This window comes from Vogesella oryzae (assembly GCF_902829295.1).
Taxonomy (GTDB): Bacteria; Pseudomonadota; Gammaproteobacteria; order Burkholderiales; family Chromobacteriaceae; genus Vogesella; species Vogesella oryzae.
In genome coordinates this window covers 40,871-58,712 of sequence record NZ_CADEPL010000001.1, presented here as the reverse complement: position 1 = coordinate 58,712, position 17,842 = coordinate 40,871, and the positions used below count along the sequence as shown (strand labels likewise).

The following is a 17,842-nucleotide window of genomic DNA, read 5'->3' as shown; positions in this document are numbered from 1 at the left end:
CCGGTGGCTTTTTTCATGCTGCGGCTGACAGGGTTGGCCGCATCAGGCGCGTTCGCCCTTGGCCAGGGTAATCAGCCGGGTGCCGGCCAGCCGGTCGTGCAGGTACTGGCGATCCGGGTCGGTCAGCGGCCACAGCAGCGGCAGCAGCCACCAGCACATCGCGATCCACATCGACACACGGGTATCGCCGGAGGCGCGTTGCCAGGCGAGGAAGGAAATGACCGGCACGCCGACAAACAGCAGCAGCGCGGCGCAGAAGCGCACCGCGGCATGCTGCCAGCCCAGCCGGCTGCCATCACGCAGCACCAGCTTGAGGCGCCAGGTCTTCATCGCCGGCGTCTGCCCGCTTTTTACCCAGCAGTAGCCGAAATAACCGAACAACACGCCGGCCATTCCCAGACGATAGAGCCATTCCACTACCGCGGCATGATTGCTCCATGCCAGCAAGGGGGTGAACACCGCGGCAGTGGTAAACACGATGGCGGCCAGTAATAGCAGTTCGTAGAACAGGCTGGCAAAACGGCGGCCAAAACCCGGGGCGGAAGCAGATGTCATGAGGGGAGAATCACCGTCGGAAAAGGTTGGCCGCAGGCGCAGCCAACACAGCATGTTACCAAAGCGGGCATACGCCGCCTACCCCTGTAAAAGTGGCTGTTTTTGCATGTTTTTGCCGCTTTTTTGCACCTGCACAAAAGCGCTTGACCGGCCTTTCGGTCTTAAGCTAAGTTCGTTCATCACGGGACAAAAATAACCTGAATATAAAGAGGCAAAGATGCAGATATCGGGCGCGGAGATCGTAGTTCGCAGCCTGCAGGAAGAAGGAGTCGAATTTGTTTTCGGCTACCCCGGCGGCGCGGTACTCGAAATTTATGACGCAATTTTCCGGCAGCAGGAATTCAAGCACGTACTGGTCCGCCACGAGCAGGCCGCGGTACATGCTGCTGATGCCTACTCGCGTTCCAGCGACAAGGTCGGCGTGGCGCTGGTCACTTCCGGTCCGGGTGCAACCAATGCGGTAACCGGCATTGCGACGGCTTACATGGATTCGATTCCGATGGTGGTGATTTCCGGCCAGGTGCCGACACCCGCCATCGGTCTGGATGCGTTCCAGGAAGTGGACATGGTGGGGATCACCCGCCCGTGCGTGAAGCACAACTTCCTGGTGAAAGACATCAACGAGCTGGCCGCCACCATCAAGAAGGCGTTCTACATCGCCAAGACCGGTCGCCCCGGTCCGGTGGTGGTGGATGTGCCCAAGGATGTGACCCAGGCCAAGGCCGAATTCCACTATCCGGAAAGCGTGAGCATCCGCTCCTACGTGCCGGTGACCCGCGGCCATCCGGGCCAGATCAAGAAAGCCGTCAACCTGCTGGCCGAAGCCAAGCGCCCGTACATCTATGTCGGCGGTGGTGCGGTGCAGGGCGATGCCGCGGCCGAAGTCACCGAGCTGGTGAAAATGCTGGGCGTGCCGTGTACCAACACCCTGATGGGTCTGGGCGCCTATCCGGGGCAGGATCAGCAGTTCCTCGGCATGCTGGGCATGCACGGTACTTACGAAGCCAATATGGCGATGCAGTACTGCGATGTGCTGATCGCCGTGGGCGCGCGCTTCGACGATCGTGTGATCAGCATTCCGTCGCACTTCCTGTCGCAGCCGAAGAAGATCGTGCACATCGACGTGGACCCGTCTTCCATCGCCAAGCGCGTGAAGGTGGATGTACCCATCGTCGGCGACGTAAAGCACGTGCTGCGCGACATGATCGACCTGTTCAAGCAGACCGGTCTGAAAACCAACGAGCAGCACCTGAACAACTGGTGGAAGCAGATCGAGGAATGGCGCAGCTATAACAGCCTGCTGTACACCCCGTCCACCGAGCTGATCAAGCCGCAATACGTGGTGCAGAAGCTGTACGAGATTACCGGCGGCGATGCCATCATCACCTCCGACGTGGGCCAGCACCAGATGTGGGCGGCGCAATACTACCCGTTCAAGCGTCCGAAGCAGTGGCTGAACTCCGGCGGCCTCGGCACCATGGGCTTCGGTCTGCCGGCCGCCATCGGCGCACAATTGGCCAATCCGGATGCGCAAGTCGCCTGTATTACCGGCGAAGGCTCCATCCAGATGAACATCCAGGAGTTGTCGACGGCCAAGCAGTACCACACCCCGGTGAAGGTGATTGCGCTGAACAACCGCTATCTGGGTATGGTTCGCCAGTGGCAGGAGTTCTTCTACGGCACTCGTTACTCCGAGTCCTATATGGACGCGCTGCCGGACTTCGTGAAGATCGCCGAAGCCTACGGTCATGTCGGTTTCAAGGTGGAAAACCCGGCCGACGTCGAGCCGGTGTTGCGCGAAACCTTCAGTCCGGCACTGAAAGAGCGTCTGGTGTTCCTGGACTTCCGTACCGATCAGTCCGAGAACGTGTTCCCGATGATCCAGAACGGCAAGGGGCTGGACCAGATGGACTTGCCGCCGCACATGCGCGAGCTGCAGATTGCTCCGTTCGAGAACAACCGTGACTACGGCAACATGTGCTGAGGCGTAAGAATGCGACATATCCTTTCTATCCTTCTGGAAAACGAAGCGGGCGCACTCTCGCGAGTAGTAGGACTTTTTTCCGCCCGCGCATACAATATCGATTCGCTGACGGTGTCGACTACCGAAGATCCGACACTGTCGCGCATGACTATCGTCACCCACGGGTCTGACGAAGTCATCGAACAGATCACCAAGCAGCTCAACAAGCTGATCGAGGTGGTCAAGGTGATTGACCTCAACGAGTCCGACCATATCGAACGCGAGATGATGTTGATCAAGGTCCGTGCCACCGGCAAGGACCGTGAAGAAATGAAGCGCATGGCGGATATCTTCCGCGGTCGCATCATCGACGTGACGGAAAAGACCTACACCATCGAGCTCACTGGTACCAGCGACAAGCTCAACGCCTTTATCGAGGCGATCGACCGTTCAGTGATCCTGGAAACGGTGCGTACCGGTGCATCCGGCATTGGCCGCGGCGAACGTATTTTGAAGATCTGATATCACCAGGGCGGCTACCCGCTGCCCGAGAACAACTAGGGACATGAAATGAAAGTTTTCTACGACAAAGACGCTGACCTCTCCATCATCAAGGGCAAGCAGGTCGCCATCATCGGTTACGGCTCGCAAGGCCATGCCCATGCGCAAAACCTGAAAGAGTCCGGCGTTAACGTGATCGTCGGTCTGCGCAAAGATGGCGCATCGTGGAAAAAAGCCGAGGCCGCTGGCCATCAGGTAAAAGAAGTTGCCGACGCAGTGAAAGCTGCCGACGTAGTCATGATCCTGCTGCCGGATGAATCCCAGCCGGACGTGTACAACAAGGAAATCGCGGCCAACATCAAGCAGGGTGCTGCGCTGGCCTTCGCACACGGCTTCAACGTGCATTACAACCAGATCGTGCCGCGCGCAGACCTGGACGTGATCATGATCGCCCCGAAAGGCCCGGGTCACACCGTGCGTTCCGAGTACGTGAAGGGTGGTGGTGTGCCGACCCTGATCGCCGTATACCAGGACAAATCCGGCAAGGCGCGTGACATTGCCCTGTCCTATGCTGCGGCCAACGGCGGCACCAAAGGCGGCGTGATCGAAACCAACTTCCGCGAAGAAACCGAAACCGATCTGTTCGGTGAGCAGGCAGTACTGTGCGGCGGCGCGGTTGAACTGGTGAAAGCCGGTTTCGAAACCTTGACCGAAGCCGGTTACGCGCCGGAAATGGCCTACTTCGAGTGCCTGCACGAACTGAAGCTGATCGTGGACCTGATGTACGAAGGTGGCATCGCCAACATGAACTACTCCATCTCCAACAATGCGGAGTATGGCGAGTACGTGACCGGCCCGGAAGTGGTGACCTCCGCCACCAAGGAAGCGATGAAAAAAGCGCTGTACCGCATCCAGTCCGGCGAATACGCCAAGATGTTCATCCTGGAAGGCAAGACCAACTACCCGAGCATGACTGCCCGCCGTCGCCTGACCGCCGATCATCCGATCGAGAAGGTTGGTGCCGAGCTGCGCGCAATGATGCCGTGGATTGCCAAGAACAAGCTGGTTGACCAGTCCAAGAACTAATCTGGGCCGTTTCCAGTCAAGCAAAGCCGGACAATGTCCGGCTTTTTGCATTTCAAGGCACGCTATGACTTTTGCGGTGCCGCTGGCCGTTTTAGAATGGGCGGCTGACTGCGGCCAACCTTTGGCCCTCACCGATCAACCTGTTGCCAACAATAACGACTAGGGCTATCCCATGCATATTGATCCGGCCCCGAACAAGCCTTCCCTGCGCCGTCAGGGCATTTATCTGCTTCCCAACTCCTTTACCCTGGCCGCGCTGTTTTCCGGGTTCTATGCCATCGTGCAGGCGATGAACCAGAACTTCGAACATGCGGCGGTGGCGATCTTCATCGCCATGATTCTTGACGGCATGGATGGCCGTGTCGCCCGGCTGACGCACAGCCAGAGTGCCTTCGGCGCCGAGTTCGATAGTCTCTCCGACATGGTGAGCTTCGGCGTGGCGCCAGCGTTGGTGGCCTATGAATGGATGCTGAAGGATCTGGGCAAGCTGGGCTGGATGGTCGCCTTCATTCATTGTGCCGGCGCGGCACTGCGTCTGGCGCGCTTCAATACCATGATCGGCTCCACTGACAAGCGCTGGTTCATCGGGCTGCCCAGTCCAGCGGCGGCCGCGTTGGTGGCTGGCCTGGTGTGGATCTGCCATGCCTACGGTTACAACGACATGCCGGGGCTGAAGTGGCTGGCGCTGGGCTTTACCGCCTTCTCCGGTATTACCATGGTGACCAATGTGAAGTTCTGGAGCTTCAAGGAGATTCACCTGCGCCGTCGCGTGCCATTCGTGATGCTGCTGGCGCTGGTAGTTGCTTTGCTGCTGCTGATGTCCGAGCCGCCGCTGGTGTTGTTCGGTTTCTTTGTCTGCTATGCCTTGTCCGGCTATGTGATGGCGTTGCTGGCCATGGGTAAGAAGACACCGCCGGTAGCAAGCGAGTGATGGTTGTCCAATAGCGGGCTAAAACAGTCGGGTAAACCTGAAAGGCGCTTCGGCGCCTTTTGTTTTGTCTTAAATTCTACATGTTGTCTAATTTTATGGTTTGGACAACGTGCGTTTTGTGATTTGTGTAAATTTTTGACGATTGCGTTTGACACAATGTCGCGAATTTCGGTAGATTGAAACCAAGGACAAACAGGAGAGCAGTATGCAATTGGACATCGAGCGTCTAATCGAGGATTTTGGCGGCCCGGGCGTGCTCGCGGAGGCATTAACGGCCAGCTTTCCCGATGAGCCGGTGACCCGTGCTGCTGTCTATAAATGGCGCGAACGCGGCACTCTGCCGCTGGCGCAGCTGAACAAGCTGGCGCAACTCGCCGTACAACAAGGCAAGAGATTCGATTTCAACGACTATCTGACCGGGGCTGCCGCTTCGGCTCAAGGGAGATCACCAGACATGGGCGACCGTCTTTACATTTTCGATACCACCTTGCGTGATGGCGAGCAGTCGCCGGGCGCAGCCATGACCAAAGAAGAAAAAGTACGCATCGCCCGCCAGCTGGAACGTCTGGGTGTCGATGTGATCGAGGCCGGTTTTGCTGCCGCCAGTCCGGGCGATGCCGACGCGATTCGCGCCATTGCCGAAGTGGTGAAGGAATCCACCGTCTGTTCGCTGGCGCGTGCCAACGAGCGCGACATCCGCGCCGCTGGCGAGGCGATCGCCCCGGCGGCGAAAAAACGTATCCATACCTTTATTGCCACCAGCCCGATCCATATGGAGAAGAAGCTGCGCATGACCCCGGACGAAGTGGTCGAAGCCGCGGTCAAGGCAGTGAAGCTGGCGCGTGAATACACCGACGATGTGGAATTCTCTGCCGAAGACGCGCTGCGCTCCGATATCGACTTCCTCGCCCGCATCTTTGGCGAAGTGATCAAGGCCGGCGCCACCACCCTCAACGTACCGGATACCGTCGGTTACGCGGTGCCGCGTATTACCGAGGCGTTCTTCCGCGAGCTGATTGCCAAGACGCCGGGCGGCGACAAGGTGGTGTGGTCGGCGCATTGCCACAACGATCTGGGCATGGCGGTAGCCAACAGCCTGGCGGCAGTGCTGGGCGGCGCGCGCCAGGTGGAGTGCACCATCAATGGCCTCGGCGAACGTGCCGGTAACGCCGCGATGGAAGAAATCGTGATGGCGGTGCGCACCCGCAAGGACGTGTTCGGCGTGGAAACCGGCGTCGATGCCACCCAGATCGTGCCGGCATCCAAGCTGGTGTCCACCATCACCGGCTACCCGGTGCAGCCGAACAAGGCCATCGTCGGCGCCAACGCCTTTGCCCACGAGTCCGGCATCCATCAGGATGGCGTGCTGAAGCATCGCGAGACCTACGAAATCATGTCGGCCGAGTCGGTGGGCTGGACCGCCAACCGCCTGACGCTGGGTAAACTGTCCGGTCGCAACGCCTTCCGCACCAAGCTGCAGGACCTGGGCATCGTGCTGGATAGCGAAGAGGCACTGAACGCCGCTTTTGCCCGCTTCAAGGAACTGGCCGACAAGAAACGCGAGATTTTCGACGAAGACTTGCACGCACTGGTGTCCGACCAGCTGGTGACCGTCGAGCAGGAAGACTACAAGTTCGTGTCGCTGAAAGTGGCGACCGAGACCGGCGAAGCACCGCAGGCGCAGATCGTGTTCGTGGAGCACGGCAACGAGCAGCGTGCCGAGTCCACCGGTTCCGGTCCGGTCGATGCTGCCTTCAAGGCCATCGAAAGCGTGGTGAAGAGCGATGCCGAGCTGGAGCTGTACTCGGTGAACGCCATCACCAAGGGTACCGAGTCGCAGGGCGAAGTGACGGTGCGTCTGGCCAAGGATGGCCGCATCGTCAACGGCCAGGGCGCCGACACCGACATCATCGTCGCCAGCGCCAAGGCCTACCTGGCGGCACTGAACAAACTGCATAGCAAAACCGAGCGCGTGCACGCACAAGGCCCGGTTTAACGAGCGCGCAAACGCGGCGGCAGGACGTCCTACCCGGAAAGGTTGGCCGCGGCGTTAAAGATCGAAGGCTCACAAGGCCGCCCTATACAGGTGGCTGCCCCAACAGGCAGACGCCGACCGCCGACCCACGAGGTCGGCGATGTCGCGTCTGCCTGTTGTCATTTACCTGCTGCCGCATTAACCGGCGCAGCAACGCATAGAGAGGCATTTCGTGGCACAAGGTTATTTCATCACCGGCACCGATACCGAGATCGGCAAGACCCACAGCGCGGTCAAGCTGGTGCAGCATTTCCAGGCACAGGGCAAGCGGGTGCTGGCGATGAAGCCGGTCGCGTCGGGTTGCGAAGTGCAGCCGGATGGCAGCCTGCTTAACGATGATGTAGTGCGGCTGGTGGCGGCCACCGGCCAGACCGATCTGGCGCTGATGAATCCGTACCGCTTCCTGCCGCCGGTATCGCCGCATATTGCCGCGCGTGAAGCCGGCGTGAACATCGATCTAGACCTGATCGCCGCGCATTACCGGCAGTTGGCCGCCGATGCCGACGTGGTGCTGGTGGAGGGCGCGGGTGGCTGGCTGGCACCGTTGTCCGACGCTTTCAAGATGCAGGATCTGGCACAGCAGCTGCAGTTACCAGTGATTCTGGTGGTGGGCATGCGGCTGGGCTGTATCAACCATGCGCTGCTGACGGCCCAGGCCATTCGTGCCGCGGGTTGCGAGCTGGCCGGCTGGATCGCCAACCGCGTGGTGCCGAACCAGCTGGCCTACGCCGATAACCTGGCGACGCTGGTGCAACATCTGGGCACGCCATTGCTGGAGCTGCCATTCGAGGGCTAAGGGCAATGCAACAGTTCATGCTGCGTTGCGTCATGATAAATCCTTGTTTTTTTTCGGCGAATTCCTAATCTCGATATTGCACTGCCATTGACATAGAGCAGGGAGTGGCCGGGTTTCCGGCCAACACGAGAGGATAGATGCCGGCGGATATTGCTGCCGTCATCAACCGGATCGCATTGCCAGACCACCGCCAACGGTGGGACCGCAGGATGATCCATAGGGAGACGCCATGCTTTCCCGTAAGACCCACCTTGGGATATTGGGGGGCGCACCGCTGGGCGCGGCTGCGGCCAACCTGAATTTCCAGACGCCAGTGACGCAAGTGGCGCGCGACATCTACGACCTGCATCTGCTGCTGCTGTACATCACCGGCAGCATTTTCGTTCTGGTGTTCGGCGTGATGTTCTGGGCCATCCTGCGCCACCGCAAATCCGCCGGCCATCAGGCCAAGCACTTCCACGAGAACACCACGGTCGAGATCATCTGGACGGTCATCCCGTTCCTGATTCTGGTGGCGATGGCGCTACCGGCCACCCGGCTGATCCTGCAGCAGAAAAGCAGCGCCGGGGCCGAATTGACCATCAAGGTGACCGGCTACCAGTGGAAGTGGCAGTACGACTACCTGGATCAGAACGTCCGCTACATGAGCCACCTGGCCACGCCGCAGGACGCCATCGTCAAGACTGCTGGTCGCAATGACAACTACCTGCTGGAGGTCGACGAGCCGCTGGTGGTGCCCACCGGCGTCAAGGTGCGCCTGTTGCTGACGGCTAATGACGTGATCCACTCCTGGTGGGTGCCGCAACTGGGGGTGAAGCAGGATGCCATTCCCGGCTTTGTGCGCGATACCTGGTTCAAGGTCGAGCAGCCCGGTCTCTACCGCGGGCAGTGTGCCGAACTGTGCGGCAAGGATCACGGCTTCATGCCGATTGTGGTGGAGGCGAAATCCCCGGCCGACTACCAGCTATGGTTGGCCGCCAAACAGAAAGCGGCTGCGGCCAACGCTGACGATCCCAACAAGGTCTGGAAGCTGGACGAGCTGAAGGCGCGTGGCGAGAAGGTGTTCAGCCAGAACTGTGTGGCCTGCCACCAGGCTAACGGCAAGGGCATTCCAGGGGCATTCCCGGCACTGGATGGCTCGCCGATCGCCACCAAGGACAAGCCGGCGCACATCGACATCGTGCTCAATGGCAGCAAGAAAAATCCGGCCATGGCCGCCTGGGGCAAGCAACTGTCGGATACCGATATTGCGGCGGTGATCACCTACGAGCGCAATGCGTGGGGTAACCAGACCGGCGATGTGGTGCAACCTAGTGAAATCAAGGCTGCCCGCGGCGGCAAGGCGTAAGGAGGGATCATGGCGATCGCAGAAACCACCCACGCCGGCCACGGCGACCATCACGGCAAGCCGCAGGGGCTGGCACGCTGGCTGTATGCCACCAACCACAAGGACATCGGCAGCCTGTACCTGTGGTTTGCCTTCAGTATGTTCATCTTTGGCGGCGTGCTGGCGCTGTGCATCCGTGCCGAGCTGTTTCGCCCCGGCCTGCAGTTCTGGCAGCCGGAGCTGTTCAACCAGTTCACCACCCTGCACGGGCTGATCATGGTGTTCGGCGCCATCATGCCGGCCTTTACCGGTCTGGCGAACTGGTTGCTGCCGCTGATGATCGGCGCGCCGGACATGGCGTTTGCCCGCATGAACAACTGGAGCTTCTGGCTGCTGCCGCCGGCGGCACTGCTGCTGCTGATCTCGTTTGCCGTCCCCGGCGGCGCCGCTGCAGCTGGCTGGACCATGTATGCACCGCTTTCCACCCAGATGGGCATGGGCATGGATCTCACCATCTTTGCCATCCACATCATGGGGGTCAGCTCGATCATGGGCTCGATCAACATCATCGTCACCATTCTTAACCTGCGTGCGCCCGGCATGGGGATGATGCAGATGCCGATGTTTGCCTGGGCTACGCTGATCACCGCCTACCTGATTATCGCGGTGATGCCGGTGCTGGCCGGGGTGGTGACCATGGTGCTGACCGACCGCCATTTCGGCACCCACTTTTTCAATGCCGCCGGTGGCGGCGATCCGGTGCTGTACCAGCATATTTTCTGGTTCTTCGGCCACCCAGAGGTGTACATCATGGCGTTGCCGGCGTTCGGCATCGTCAGCCACATCATCCCGACCTTCAGCCGCAAGCCGCTGTTCGGTTATACCTCGATGGTGTATGCCACCAGCTCCATCGCCATCCTCAGCTTCATGGTGTGGGCGCACCACATGTTTACCACCGGCATGCCGGCTACCGCCCAGCTGTTCTTCATGTACGCCACCATGCTGATCGCGGTACCCACCGGGGTGAAGGTGTTCAACTGGATCGGCACCATGTGGCAGGGCAGCCTGAGCTTCGAAACCCCGATGCTGTTCGCGGTGGGTTTTGTCTGCCTGTTTACCGTGGGCGGGCTGTCCGGCGTCACGCTGAGTATTGCCGCGGTCGATATCCAGTTGCAGGACACCTACTACGTGGTGGCGCACTTCCACTACGTGCTGGTTGCCGGAGCGCTGTTCAGCCTGTTTGCCGCCATCTACTACTGGTTTCCCAAGATGACCGGCCGGATGTATCACGAGAAGCTGGGCAAGCTGCACTTCTGGTGGTCGATGATTTGGTTCAACGTCACCTTCTTCCCGATGCATTTTCTGGGGCTGGCCGGCATGCCGCGCCGCATTCCGGACTACAACCTGCAGTTTGCCGATTTCAATGCTGTCGCCAGCGTGGGGGCATTCTGCTTTGGCCTCGGGCAGCTGATCTTCCTCTACAACATGATCAGCAGCATCAAGCACGGCCAGCCGGCGCCGCAACAGCCGTGGGAAAGTGCCGATACCCTGGAATGGCAGATTCCCACCCCGGCGCCCTATCACAGCTTTGTCGAGGCGCCGACGCTGGAAGTCGGCGAGAACGGTGCCATCAAGTCCATGCACGGCGGAAAGCATCACTGAAATGACCGCGCACCAGCAATCCCGCAGCCGTGACAACCGTGTCTTGCTACTCAAGCTGGGTGTACTGGCCTGCGTGATGTTTGTCTTTACCTGGGGGCTGATACCGGTATACGACGCGCTGTGCCGCGCAACCGGGCTGGGCAAGCTGTTGCAGCCCGATGCGATCAGCACGTCTCCGGCAACCACGTTGGCCGCACCCATTGTGCTGACCTTCGATGCCACGGTGCAGCCGGGGTTGCCGTGGCAGGTGCGGCCGCTGGTGTCCACGCTCAAGGCCCGTCCGGGCGAGTTTGTCCGCGTGGACTACGAGATCACCAATGCCAGCAACCGGCGGGTGATCGGGCAGGCGATTCCGCGTTACCTGCCGGCGGCAGCGGCCGAGTATGTGAAAAAACTGGATTGCTTCTGCTTTGCGCAGCAGGCATTCGAACCACGGCAGACCAAGCGCTTCCCGGTGGTGTTTGTGGTGGACAAGAGCGTGCCGGCCGGTATCGACAGCATCACCCTGGCCTACACCATCTTTGATGTGCCGGGACGGTCATGACTAACCCGTTGCAAGCCCTGCGGGCGGTGCTGTCGGCCTTTGTCGGTATCCGCAAGGGGCAGAGCGCGCGGCTCGATCGCAAGTTGAGCTTTGCCGATGTGGTCACCGCCGCCATCGTGCTGGTGGCGATACTGATCGGGCTGCTGCTGCTGTTGGTGCGGCTGGTGACGGGCTAGTTCTTGGCGGCCCACAAGGAGAGCGTGATGATGGAACACAGCGAGCAAACCCACTACTTCGTACCCGATCCGTCACGCTGGCCCATCATCGGCTCGCTGGCGCTGTTCTGTCTGGGGCTGGGCGCAGCGCTAGCCGTCAACAGCGTGGCGGCGGGCAAATTCGGCCTGCTGCTGGGTTTCGGCATCCTGTTCTGGATGCTGTTTGGCTGGTTTGGCGATGTGATCCGCGAAAGCCTGGCCGGCCGTTATCACGGCCGCGAGGATCACTCCTTCCGCTGGGGGATGGGCTGGTTCATTTTTTCCGAGGTGATGTTCTTCGCTGCCTTCTTCGGTGCGCTGTACTACGTACGGGTGATCTCGGTGCCGGAGCTGGGGAACGAGGTGCACAAGCTGTTGTACCCGGATTTCAGCGCCAGTTGGCCGCTACAGACTGGCCCGGGCATTACCGCGCGCTATCAGGCAATGGGGGCGTGGGGCTTGCCGGCCATCAACACGCTAATCCTGCTGTCGTCCGGTGCCACGCTGACCTGGGCGCACTGGGGGCTGCTTTCCGGCAACCGCCGGCAGCTGGCCTTCGGGCTGGGCGTTACCGTGCTGCTGGGGGTGAGCTTTCTGTCGCTGCAGATGTACGAGTACGCGCATGCCATGCACGAACTGGGGCTGAGCCTGGCCGCGGGGGCATATGGCATGACCTTTTTCATGCTGACCGGCTTTCACGGCCTGCACGTGCTGCTGGGGGCGATCATGCTGTCGGTAATGTGGCTGCGGGTGCAGCGTGGTCATTTCAGTGCCCAGCACCATTTCGCGTTCGAAGCGGCGGCCTGGTACTGGCACTTTGTCGATGTGGTGTGGCTGATCCTGTTTGTGTTCGTGTACTGGCTGTAGCGCTACCAGCTACCCCACAGCTTGCCGGCCATGACCAGGGCAAACAGGCTGATGGATAGCGCCACCCGCAGGGTGAGCGCCCGCACAGTACGCCGGGGATCGGCACCGCGGGTAAGCGAATGCAGGGCATAGCCCAGCGAGCCGACAATCAATAACAACAGCAACGGTACGATCGCATTCATGACAGTTTCTCCCCAGGTATCCACACCCCAGTCTAGACGGCGGCGTAGCGCCGCGTGGCTGTTGTTGCTGGCGCTGCTGCCGCTAGCGCTGGCGGTGTGGCAATACCGGCGCGGGGAGCAGCGTAGTGCCCAGCTGGCCGCGTTCGAACGTGCGGCCAACCTGCCGGCGCGGCATCTGGCGGAAATTGCCCGCGACGCGGCGCCCAATGGCCAGCGGGTCTGGCTGACCGCCCGTTCCAGCGCACCATCGTTGCGGGTGGCCGGTGCGGTGCTGAACGGCCGCGATGGTGTGCGGGAGTTGCAGGCGGTGCGGCTGATAGACGGCAGCTGGGTGGTGATCGATCGCGGCTGGTTGCCGCGGCCAGTGGGCATCATGAGCCTGCCGTTGCCGACCGGCCGGCTAAGCGGCCGCTGGGTGGTGCGGCCAAGCCCTTATCTGCTGAGCAAGGCACGCATCGGCATCGATGGCGAGGTGGATGCACTGGACTGGAAGGCGCTGGCGGCATCGCTGCCCGGGCCGCTGCGTGACGGGCTGGTGGTGCTGGAGCCCACGCTACGGCCGTATACCACCTGGCCGGTGCAACCGGGCTTCGATCCGCAGCGGCATTACGCCTATGCCTTGCAATGGCTGTTGCTGGCGGGGTGCGTGGTGATTGGCGCACTGGTGATGATGAGGAGACAACATGCACAGCATTCCGGGAACTGAGCTGCTCTATCACGGCCGGCGCCGGCGCGATATGCGTCCGCTGTGGCTGATCCTGTTGCTGGTGCTGGCGCCGGTGCTGGGCTCCACGGCGTTGTACTTGTGGTGGCAGCCGCAGGCTACGCGCAGTGTCGGCACGCTGCTGGTGCAGCCGTTGCCGGCGGTGCAGGCTCAAGGTTGGCCGCAAGGGCGCTGGGTGTTGCTGTCGGTCGGGCAGGGCTGTGATGCGGCCTGCCGGCAGCGCGGCTTTGCCATGCAGCAGATCCGTACCGCGCAGGGCGAGGATGCCGGCCGCGTACAGGTGCGGCAGCAGCTCAACCGCGCCGGGCTGCGCGAGGACGGCTTCTATCTGGTGGACCCGCAGCGCAATCTGGTGCTGTTCTATGCCGATGGTACGCCACCCACGGCGGTGATCCGCGAAATCGGCAAGGTGCTGAAAACCAATAACGGCCTCGGCTGACCGTGGCCCTTGCGGCCAACCGTGCCGCCCATGCTGCAACAGGGGGTGTTCATGAAACGTCTGCTCGCCGTTGCCTTGCTGTTGGCCTGCATCGTGGTGCCGCTGGGCGCCTATGTACGGCTGTCCGATGCCGGTCTGGGCTGTCCGGACTGGCCCGGCTGTTATGGTCATCTGTCTCCGCATCACGCGGCAGCGGATATCCATCAGGCCATGACGCTGCGGCCGGATGGCCCGGTCAGCCCGGCCAAGGCGTGGAAGGAAATGACCCACCGTTATCTGGCGGCCACGCTGGGGCTGCTGGTGTTGCTGGCGGCGGCACTGGCCTGGTATCGCCGCCGGCAACGGTTGCCGGCGACCGGCTTGCTGGCGCTGCTGTTGTTGCAGGGTCTGCTTGGCATGTGGACGGTGACGCTGCTGCTCAAGCCGGCGGTGGTCACCTCGCATCTGTTGGGGGGCATGAGTATCGTGGCGTTACTGGCAACCTGGCGTTTCGGCGGCAGCCAGTCCGTTCCGCTGTCTCCCCGGCTGTACTGGCTGCTGTGTGCGCTGCCATTACTGGTGCTGGGGCAGGTGGCACTGGGTGGCTGGGTATCCAGCAACTATGCCGCGCTGGCCTGCCAGGGATTCCCGGCATGCAATGGCAGTTTTGTGCCGCCGCAGATGCAGTTTGATGGCGCCTTCCACTGGCAGCGTGCGCTGGGCGAAAGTGCGGACGGTACACCGCTGACGCTGGCTCAGCTCACCGCCATCCACTGGCTGCACCGGCTGGGTGCGCTGTTGCTGACCCTGGTGCTGCTGGCGGCGCTGCAGGCCGGCTGGCGCCATGCCGCATTGCGGCCACGGCTGCTGTTGCTGGCGCTGGCCTTGCTGCTGCAACTGTCGCTGGGGGCGGCCAACGTGTTGTTGCAGCTGCCGCTGCCGTTGGCGGTCGCCCACAATATCGGGGCCATGCTGTTGCTGAGCAGCACCTTGCTGCTGGTCAGTGCCACCCGCCGGCAGTTGCAGCCGGCGCGACAACGCATGGCTGCACCACGCCTACGCCATGGCAAGGGAAGGAGAACGACATGGCCAGCCTGATTTTCCATGCCGACCGGCAGCAATGGCAGGCGATGTGGCAACTTACCAAGCCGCGGGTGGTATTGCTGATCGTGTTCTGCGCCGTGATCGGCATGTTGCTGGCAGTGCCGGGCACGCCGGATTTGCCGCGCATGTTGGCCGCAACGGTTGGCATTGCACTGGTGGCGGGTGCGGCCGCGATGATCAATTGTCTGGTGGAGCGCACCATCGATGCCCGCATGCGCCGTACCGCCTGGCGGGCGACTGCGCGTGGCGAGGTCAGTCCCGCCGCCACGCTGCTGGTGGCGCTGGTGGCGCTGGGCTTGGGCATGGCACTGTTGATCGGGTTGGTTAACGCCCTGACAGCGTGGCTGACGCTGGCCACTTTTGCCGGCTATGCCATCGTTTACACCTTGCTGCTGAAGCCGAATACGCCACAGAACATCGTGATCGGCGGCGCCAGTGGCGCCATGCCGCCGCTGCTGGGCTGGGTGGCGATGACCGGCGAAATCAGTGCCATGTCCATGCTGCTGTTCCTGATCATCTATACCTGGACGCCGCCGCACTTCTGGGCGCTGGCGCTGTATCGGCGTGACGATTACCAGCGTGCCGGGGTGCCGATGTTGCCGGTGACGCATGGCGCGCGCTTCACCACCTTGTCGATAGTGCTGTATACCGTGTTGCTGTTGGCCGTCACCCTGTTGCCGGTGGCGTTGCGTGCCAGTGGCGCCGTGTACTTGCTGGCTGCCCTCCTGCTGGGGGGGCGGTTCTTGTGGCTTGCCGCCTGCCTGCATCGAAACTATGCTGACGACCTTGCGCGACGCTGCTTCCGCTGGTCCATCCATTATCTGAGCTGGCTGTTTGCCGCGCTGCTGTTAGATCACTACCTTTTCATTGCATTGCGATTCTGAATGTTGCGACTGATTACCAGGCTGGTGCTGTTGTTGCTGGCCGCCTCTTTGCTGGCGTGTACGCCGGGCGAGAAGCTGTCCTTCAAGGGCACCGATCTCACCGGTGCCGATTTTGGCCAACCGTTCACCCTGACCGGTCAGGATGGCAAACCGCACGGCCTGGCTGACTATCAGGGCAAGGCAGTGGTGCTGTTCTTTGGCTACACCCACTGTCCGGATGTCTGCCCGACGACCATGCTGGAATACCAGCAGGTGATGAAAAAGCTGGGCAAGGATGCCGACCGCGTGCAGGTGCTGTTTGTCAGCGTCGACCCGGAGCGCGATACCCCGCAGGTGCTGGCCGGTTACATCCCGTTTTTCGACAAGCGCTTTATGGGCCTGACCGGTGCCACCGAGCAGGTACTGGCAGTGGCCAGGCAGTACAAGGTGGTGGCGCAGAAGCATCCGACGGAAGGTGGCGGTTACAGCGTGGACCACAGTGCCGGCAGCTATCTGTTCGATCGTGATGGCCAGTTGCGGGTGTATGTGCCGTACGGTACGGCTACCGCCGATATCGTCCATGATCTGCAACAGTTGTTGCGTTAGACTGCAAGATAGAGATCACTCCTGTTCCGGAACGAATCACTATCGTGAGCCAGCATAACCCCCCCGCGGCCAGCGGCACGCAGCAGGCGGAATTGACCCGCTTTACCTTGGGCAACCGGCTGGAAATCCTGCAGCACCTGGGCACTATCGCCGAGCTGAAGCAGGCGGTAACGGTGTTTTCCAACAAGGGAAACAGCTTTATCGTGACGCGCCTGCTGGCGGTTGATGACGTGCGCGCGGTGCTGGTGTTCGCCATGAGTGCCGACGAGGTTTCCAACCAGAAGCTGTTGGCCAGCGAGCGTAATGTGCTGGTCAGTGCACCGGCCGGCGTGAAAACACAGTTCATTTGCGGTCCGGCTACGGCGGTCGAGTACGAGGGCCGGCGCGCTTTCGAAATGGCACTGCCGGAAAAAATCATCCGTCTGCAGCGCCGCGAGTTCTACCGCATCCATTCTCCGTTGACCAAGCCGGTATGGTGCCGGCTGCACGAGCCGCCGGGGCGGGTGCTGCCGCTGTTCGACATCAGTCTGGGCGGCGTGGCGCTGTCGCTGACGCTGGACCAGCATGCCTGGTTGCAGCCCGGCCAGATCCTGTCGCAGGTCGATATCGACCTGCCGGGCGTCGGTCTGCTGCAGGTCGGACTGGAGGTGCGCCATGTCATGCTCATCACCGCACGTGACGGGCAGGAGCATTACCGCGTCGGCTGTAATTTCATCGGTATGAATTTGGCACGCGAAACGCTGGTACAACGCTACATCACCCACCTTGAGCGAGAGCGTCGAGCTCTGGTACGCTGAGCCCTAACTATTGCAACGCAACAAAATCATGACTTTGACTATTGCCCTGTCCAAGGGCCGCATCTTTGAAGAAACCCTGCCGCTGCTGGCTGCGGCCGGTATCGTGCCGGCCGAGGCGCCGGAATCCTCGCGCAAGCTGATCATCGGTACCAACCGTCCGGACGTGCGCCTGGTGATCGTGCGCGCTTCCGACGTGCCGACCTATGTGCAGTATGGCGCCGCCGATCTGGGCATCGCCGGCCGCGATGTGCTGATCGAGCATGGCGGTGCCGGCCTGTACCAGCCGCTGGACCTGAATATTGCCAAGTGCAAGATGATGGTGGCGGTGGAGAACGGCTTCGATTACGACGCCGCGGTGAAGCATGGCGCGCGCCTGAAAGTGGCCACCAAGTATCCGCAGATCGCCCGCGAGCACTTTGCCGCCAAGGGTGTGCATGTGGACATCATCAAGCTGTATGGCTCGATGGAGCTGGCGCCGCTGGTGGGGCTGGCCGATGCCATCGTCGATTTGGTGTCGACCGGCGGCACCCTGAAAGCCAACAATCTGGTGGCGGTGGAACACATCATCGACATCAGCTCGCGACTGGTGGTGAACCAGGCCGCACTCAAGCTCAAGTACGACACCATCCAGCCGGTGCTGGATGCCTTTGCCGGCGCCGTGCCGCAGTAAGCCAATGCCCGTTGCGG

20 protein-coding genes are annotated in these 17,842 nt (G+C 61.4%); 18 read left to right on the top strand and 2 right to left on the bottom strand.

What is annotated here, in order from left to right; translation table 11 throughout:
* Nucleotides 1–42 precede the first annotated feature (42 nt).
* The gene (locus HU218_RS00310) at nucleotides 43–555 is read right to left on the bottom strand and encodes an RDD family protein (protein ID WP_174872922.1); all 513 of its coding nucleotides are present in this window, start codon (nucleotides 553–555) and stop codon (nucleotides 43–45) included.
* 217 nt (nucleotides 556–772) lie between these two features.
* Here HU218_RS00310 and ilvB point away from each other — a divergent pair, with 217 nt between their 5' ends.
* From ilvB to HU218_RS00255, 11 genes are all read left to right on the top strand, one after another.
* The gene (ilvB, locus tag HU218_RS00305; RefSeq protein ID WP_174872921.1) at nucleotides 773–2,539 is read left to right on the top strand and encodes a biosynthetic-type acetolactate synthase large subunit; all 1,767 of its coding nucleotides are present in this window, start codon (nucleotides 773–775) and stop codon (nucleotides 2,537–2,539) included.
* A 9-nt stretch (nucleotides 2,540–2,548) separates the two neighbouring features.
* Nucleotides 2,549–3,040 carry an acetolactate synthase small subunit gene (gene ilvN / locus HU218_RS00300; protein WP_026108204.1) on the top strand — a complete coding sequence of 164 codons (492 nt, stop codon included), beginning with the start codon at nucleotides 2,549–2,551 and terminating at the stop codon, nucleotides 3,038–3,040.
* Between the two features lie 48 nt (nucleotides 3,041–3,088).
* Nucleotides 3,089–4,105: a ketol-acid reductoisomerase gene (ilvC, locus tag HU218_RS00295; protein ID WP_174872920.1), complete on the top strand. Its 1,017-nt coding sequence runs from the start codon at nucleotides 3,089–3,091 to the stop codon at nucleotides 4,103–4,105.
* 178 nt (nucleotides 4,106–4,283) lie between these two features.
* On the top strand, nucleotides 4,284–5,036 hold the full coding sequence (gene pssA / locus HU218_RS00290) for a CDP-diacylglycerol--serine O-phosphatidyltransferase (protein ID WP_425509236.1): 753 nt from the start codon (nucleotides 4,284–4,286) through the stop codon (nucleotides 5,034–5,036).
* Nucleotides 5,037–5,241: 205 nt separating this feature from the next.
* Entirely contained in the window at nucleotides 5,242–7,032 is a 1,791-nt protein-coding gene (locus HU218_RS00285; RefSeq protein WP_174872918.1) for a 2-isopropylmalate synthase, read from the top strand.
* A 211-nt stretch (nucleotides 7,033–7,243) separates the two neighbouring features.
* Nucleotides 7,244–7,867, top strand: coding sequence for a dethiobiotin synthase (gene bioD, locus HU218_RS00280; RefSeq protein WP_174872917.1), 624 nt, complete (start codon nucleotides 7,244–7,246; stop codon nucleotides 7,865–7,867).
* Nucleotides 7,868–8,096: 229 nt separating this feature from the next.
* Nucleotides 8,097–9,215, top strand: a complete 1,119-nt coding sequence (gene coxB / locus HU218_RS00275; protein ID WP_174872916.1) for a cytochrome c oxidase subunit II — start codon at nucleotides 8,097–8,099, stop codon at nucleotides 9,213–9,215.
* A 9-nt stretch (nucleotides 9,216–9,224) separates the two neighbouring features.
* Nucleotides 9,225–10,856, top strand: coding sequence for a cytochrome c oxidase subunit I (gene ctaD, locus HU218_RS00270; RefSeq protein ID WP_174872915.1), 1,632 nt, complete (start codon nucleotides 9,225–9,227; stop codon nucleotides 10,854–10,856).
* Between the two features lies 1 nt (nucleotide 10,857).
* Nucleotides 10,858–11,400 (top strand): cytochrome c oxidase assembly protein, encoded by a 543-nt coding sequence (locus HU218_RS00265; protein WP_174872914.1) that lies wholly within the window; start codon nucleotides 10,858–10,860, stop codon nucleotides 11,398–11,400.
* Nucleotides 11,397–11,576: a DUF2970 domain-containing protein gene (locus HU218_RS00260; protein ID WP_174872913.1), complete on the top strand. Its 180-nt coding sequence runs from the start codon at nucleotides 11,397–11,399 to the stop codon at nucleotides 11,574–11,576. Before HU218_RS00265 ends, HU218_RS00260 begins: the two co-directional genes overlap by 4 nt.
* Before the next feature lie 27 nt (nucleotides 11,577–11,603).
* A complete protein-coding gene (locus tag HU218_RS00255) occupies nucleotides 11,604–12,461 on the top strand; it encodes a cytochrome c oxidase subunit 3 (protein WP_174872912.1) in 858 nt (285 codons plus the stop codon).
* Nucleotides 12,462–12,463: 2 nt separating this feature from the next.
* Here the strand turns inward: HU218_RS00255 and HU218_RS00250 are convergent, their stop codons facing one another.
* Nucleotides 12,464–12,643, bottom strand: a complete 180-nt coding sequence (locus HU218_RS00250; protein ID WP_174872911.1) for a twin transmembrane helix small protein — start codon at nucleotides 12,641–12,643, stop codon at nucleotides 12,464–12,466.
* On the opposite strand from HU218_RS00250, the gene HU218_RS00245 reads away from it, so the two are divergent.
* The 7 genes from HU218_RS00245 to hisG are packed head-to-tail and all read left to right on the top strand — an operon-like array spanning nucleotide 12,642 to nucleotide 17,825.
* Nucleotides 12,642–13,349 (top strand): SURF1 family protein, encoded by a 708-nt coding sequence (locus tag HU218_RS00245; RefSeq protein ID WP_174872910.1) that lies wholly within the window; start codon nucleotides 12,642–12,644, stop codon nucleotides 13,347–13,349. The two genes, HU218_RS00250 and HU218_RS00245, sit on opposite strands and share 2 nt — an antisense overlap.
* Complete coding sequence (locus tag HU218_RS00240) at nucleotides 13,327–13,806, top strand: hypothetical protein (RefSeq protein ID WP_174872909.1); 480 nt, start codon at nucleotides 13,327–13,329, stop codon at nucleotides 13,804–13,806. Before HU218_RS00245 ends, HU218_RS00240 begins: the two co-directional genes overlap by 23 nt.
* 51 nt (nucleotides 13,807–13,857) lie before the next feature.
* A complete protein-coding gene (locus HU218_RS00235; protein ID WP_174872908.1) occupies nucleotides 13,858–14,883 on the top strand; it encodes a COX15/CtaA family protein in 1,026 nt (341 codons plus the stop codon).
* Nucleotides 14,871–15,773 carry a heme o synthase gene (locus tag HU218_RS00230; protein ID WP_174872907.1) on the top strand — a complete coding sequence of 301 codons (903 nt, stop codon included), beginning with the start codon at nucleotides 14,871–14,873 and terminating at the stop codon, nucleotides 15,771–15,773. The genes HU218_RS00235 and HU218_RS00230 overlap by 13 nt, the downstream gene beginning before the upstream one ends.
* Complete coding sequence (locus tag HU218_RS00225) at nucleotides 15,774–16,358, top strand: SCO family protein (RefSeq protein ID WP_174872906.1); 585 nt, start codon at nucleotides 15,774–15,776, stop codon at nucleotides 16,356–16,358.
* A gap of 44 nt (nucleotides 16,359–16,402) precedes the next feature.
* Nucleotides 16,403–17,155, top strand: a complete 753-nt coding sequence (locus HU218_RS00220) for a flagellar brake protein (protein WP_174872905.1) — start codon at nucleotides 16,403–16,405, stop codon at nucleotides 17,153–17,155.
* Nucleotides 17,156–17,183: 28 nt separating this feature from the next.
* On the top strand, nucleotides 17,184–17,825 hold the full coding sequence (hisG, locus tag HU218_RS00215) for an ATP phosphoribosyltransferase (protein ID WP_174872904.1): 642 nt from the start codon (nucleotides 17,184–17,186) through the stop codon (nucleotides 17,823–17,825).
* Nucleotides 17,826–17,842: the final 17 nt, after the last annotated feature.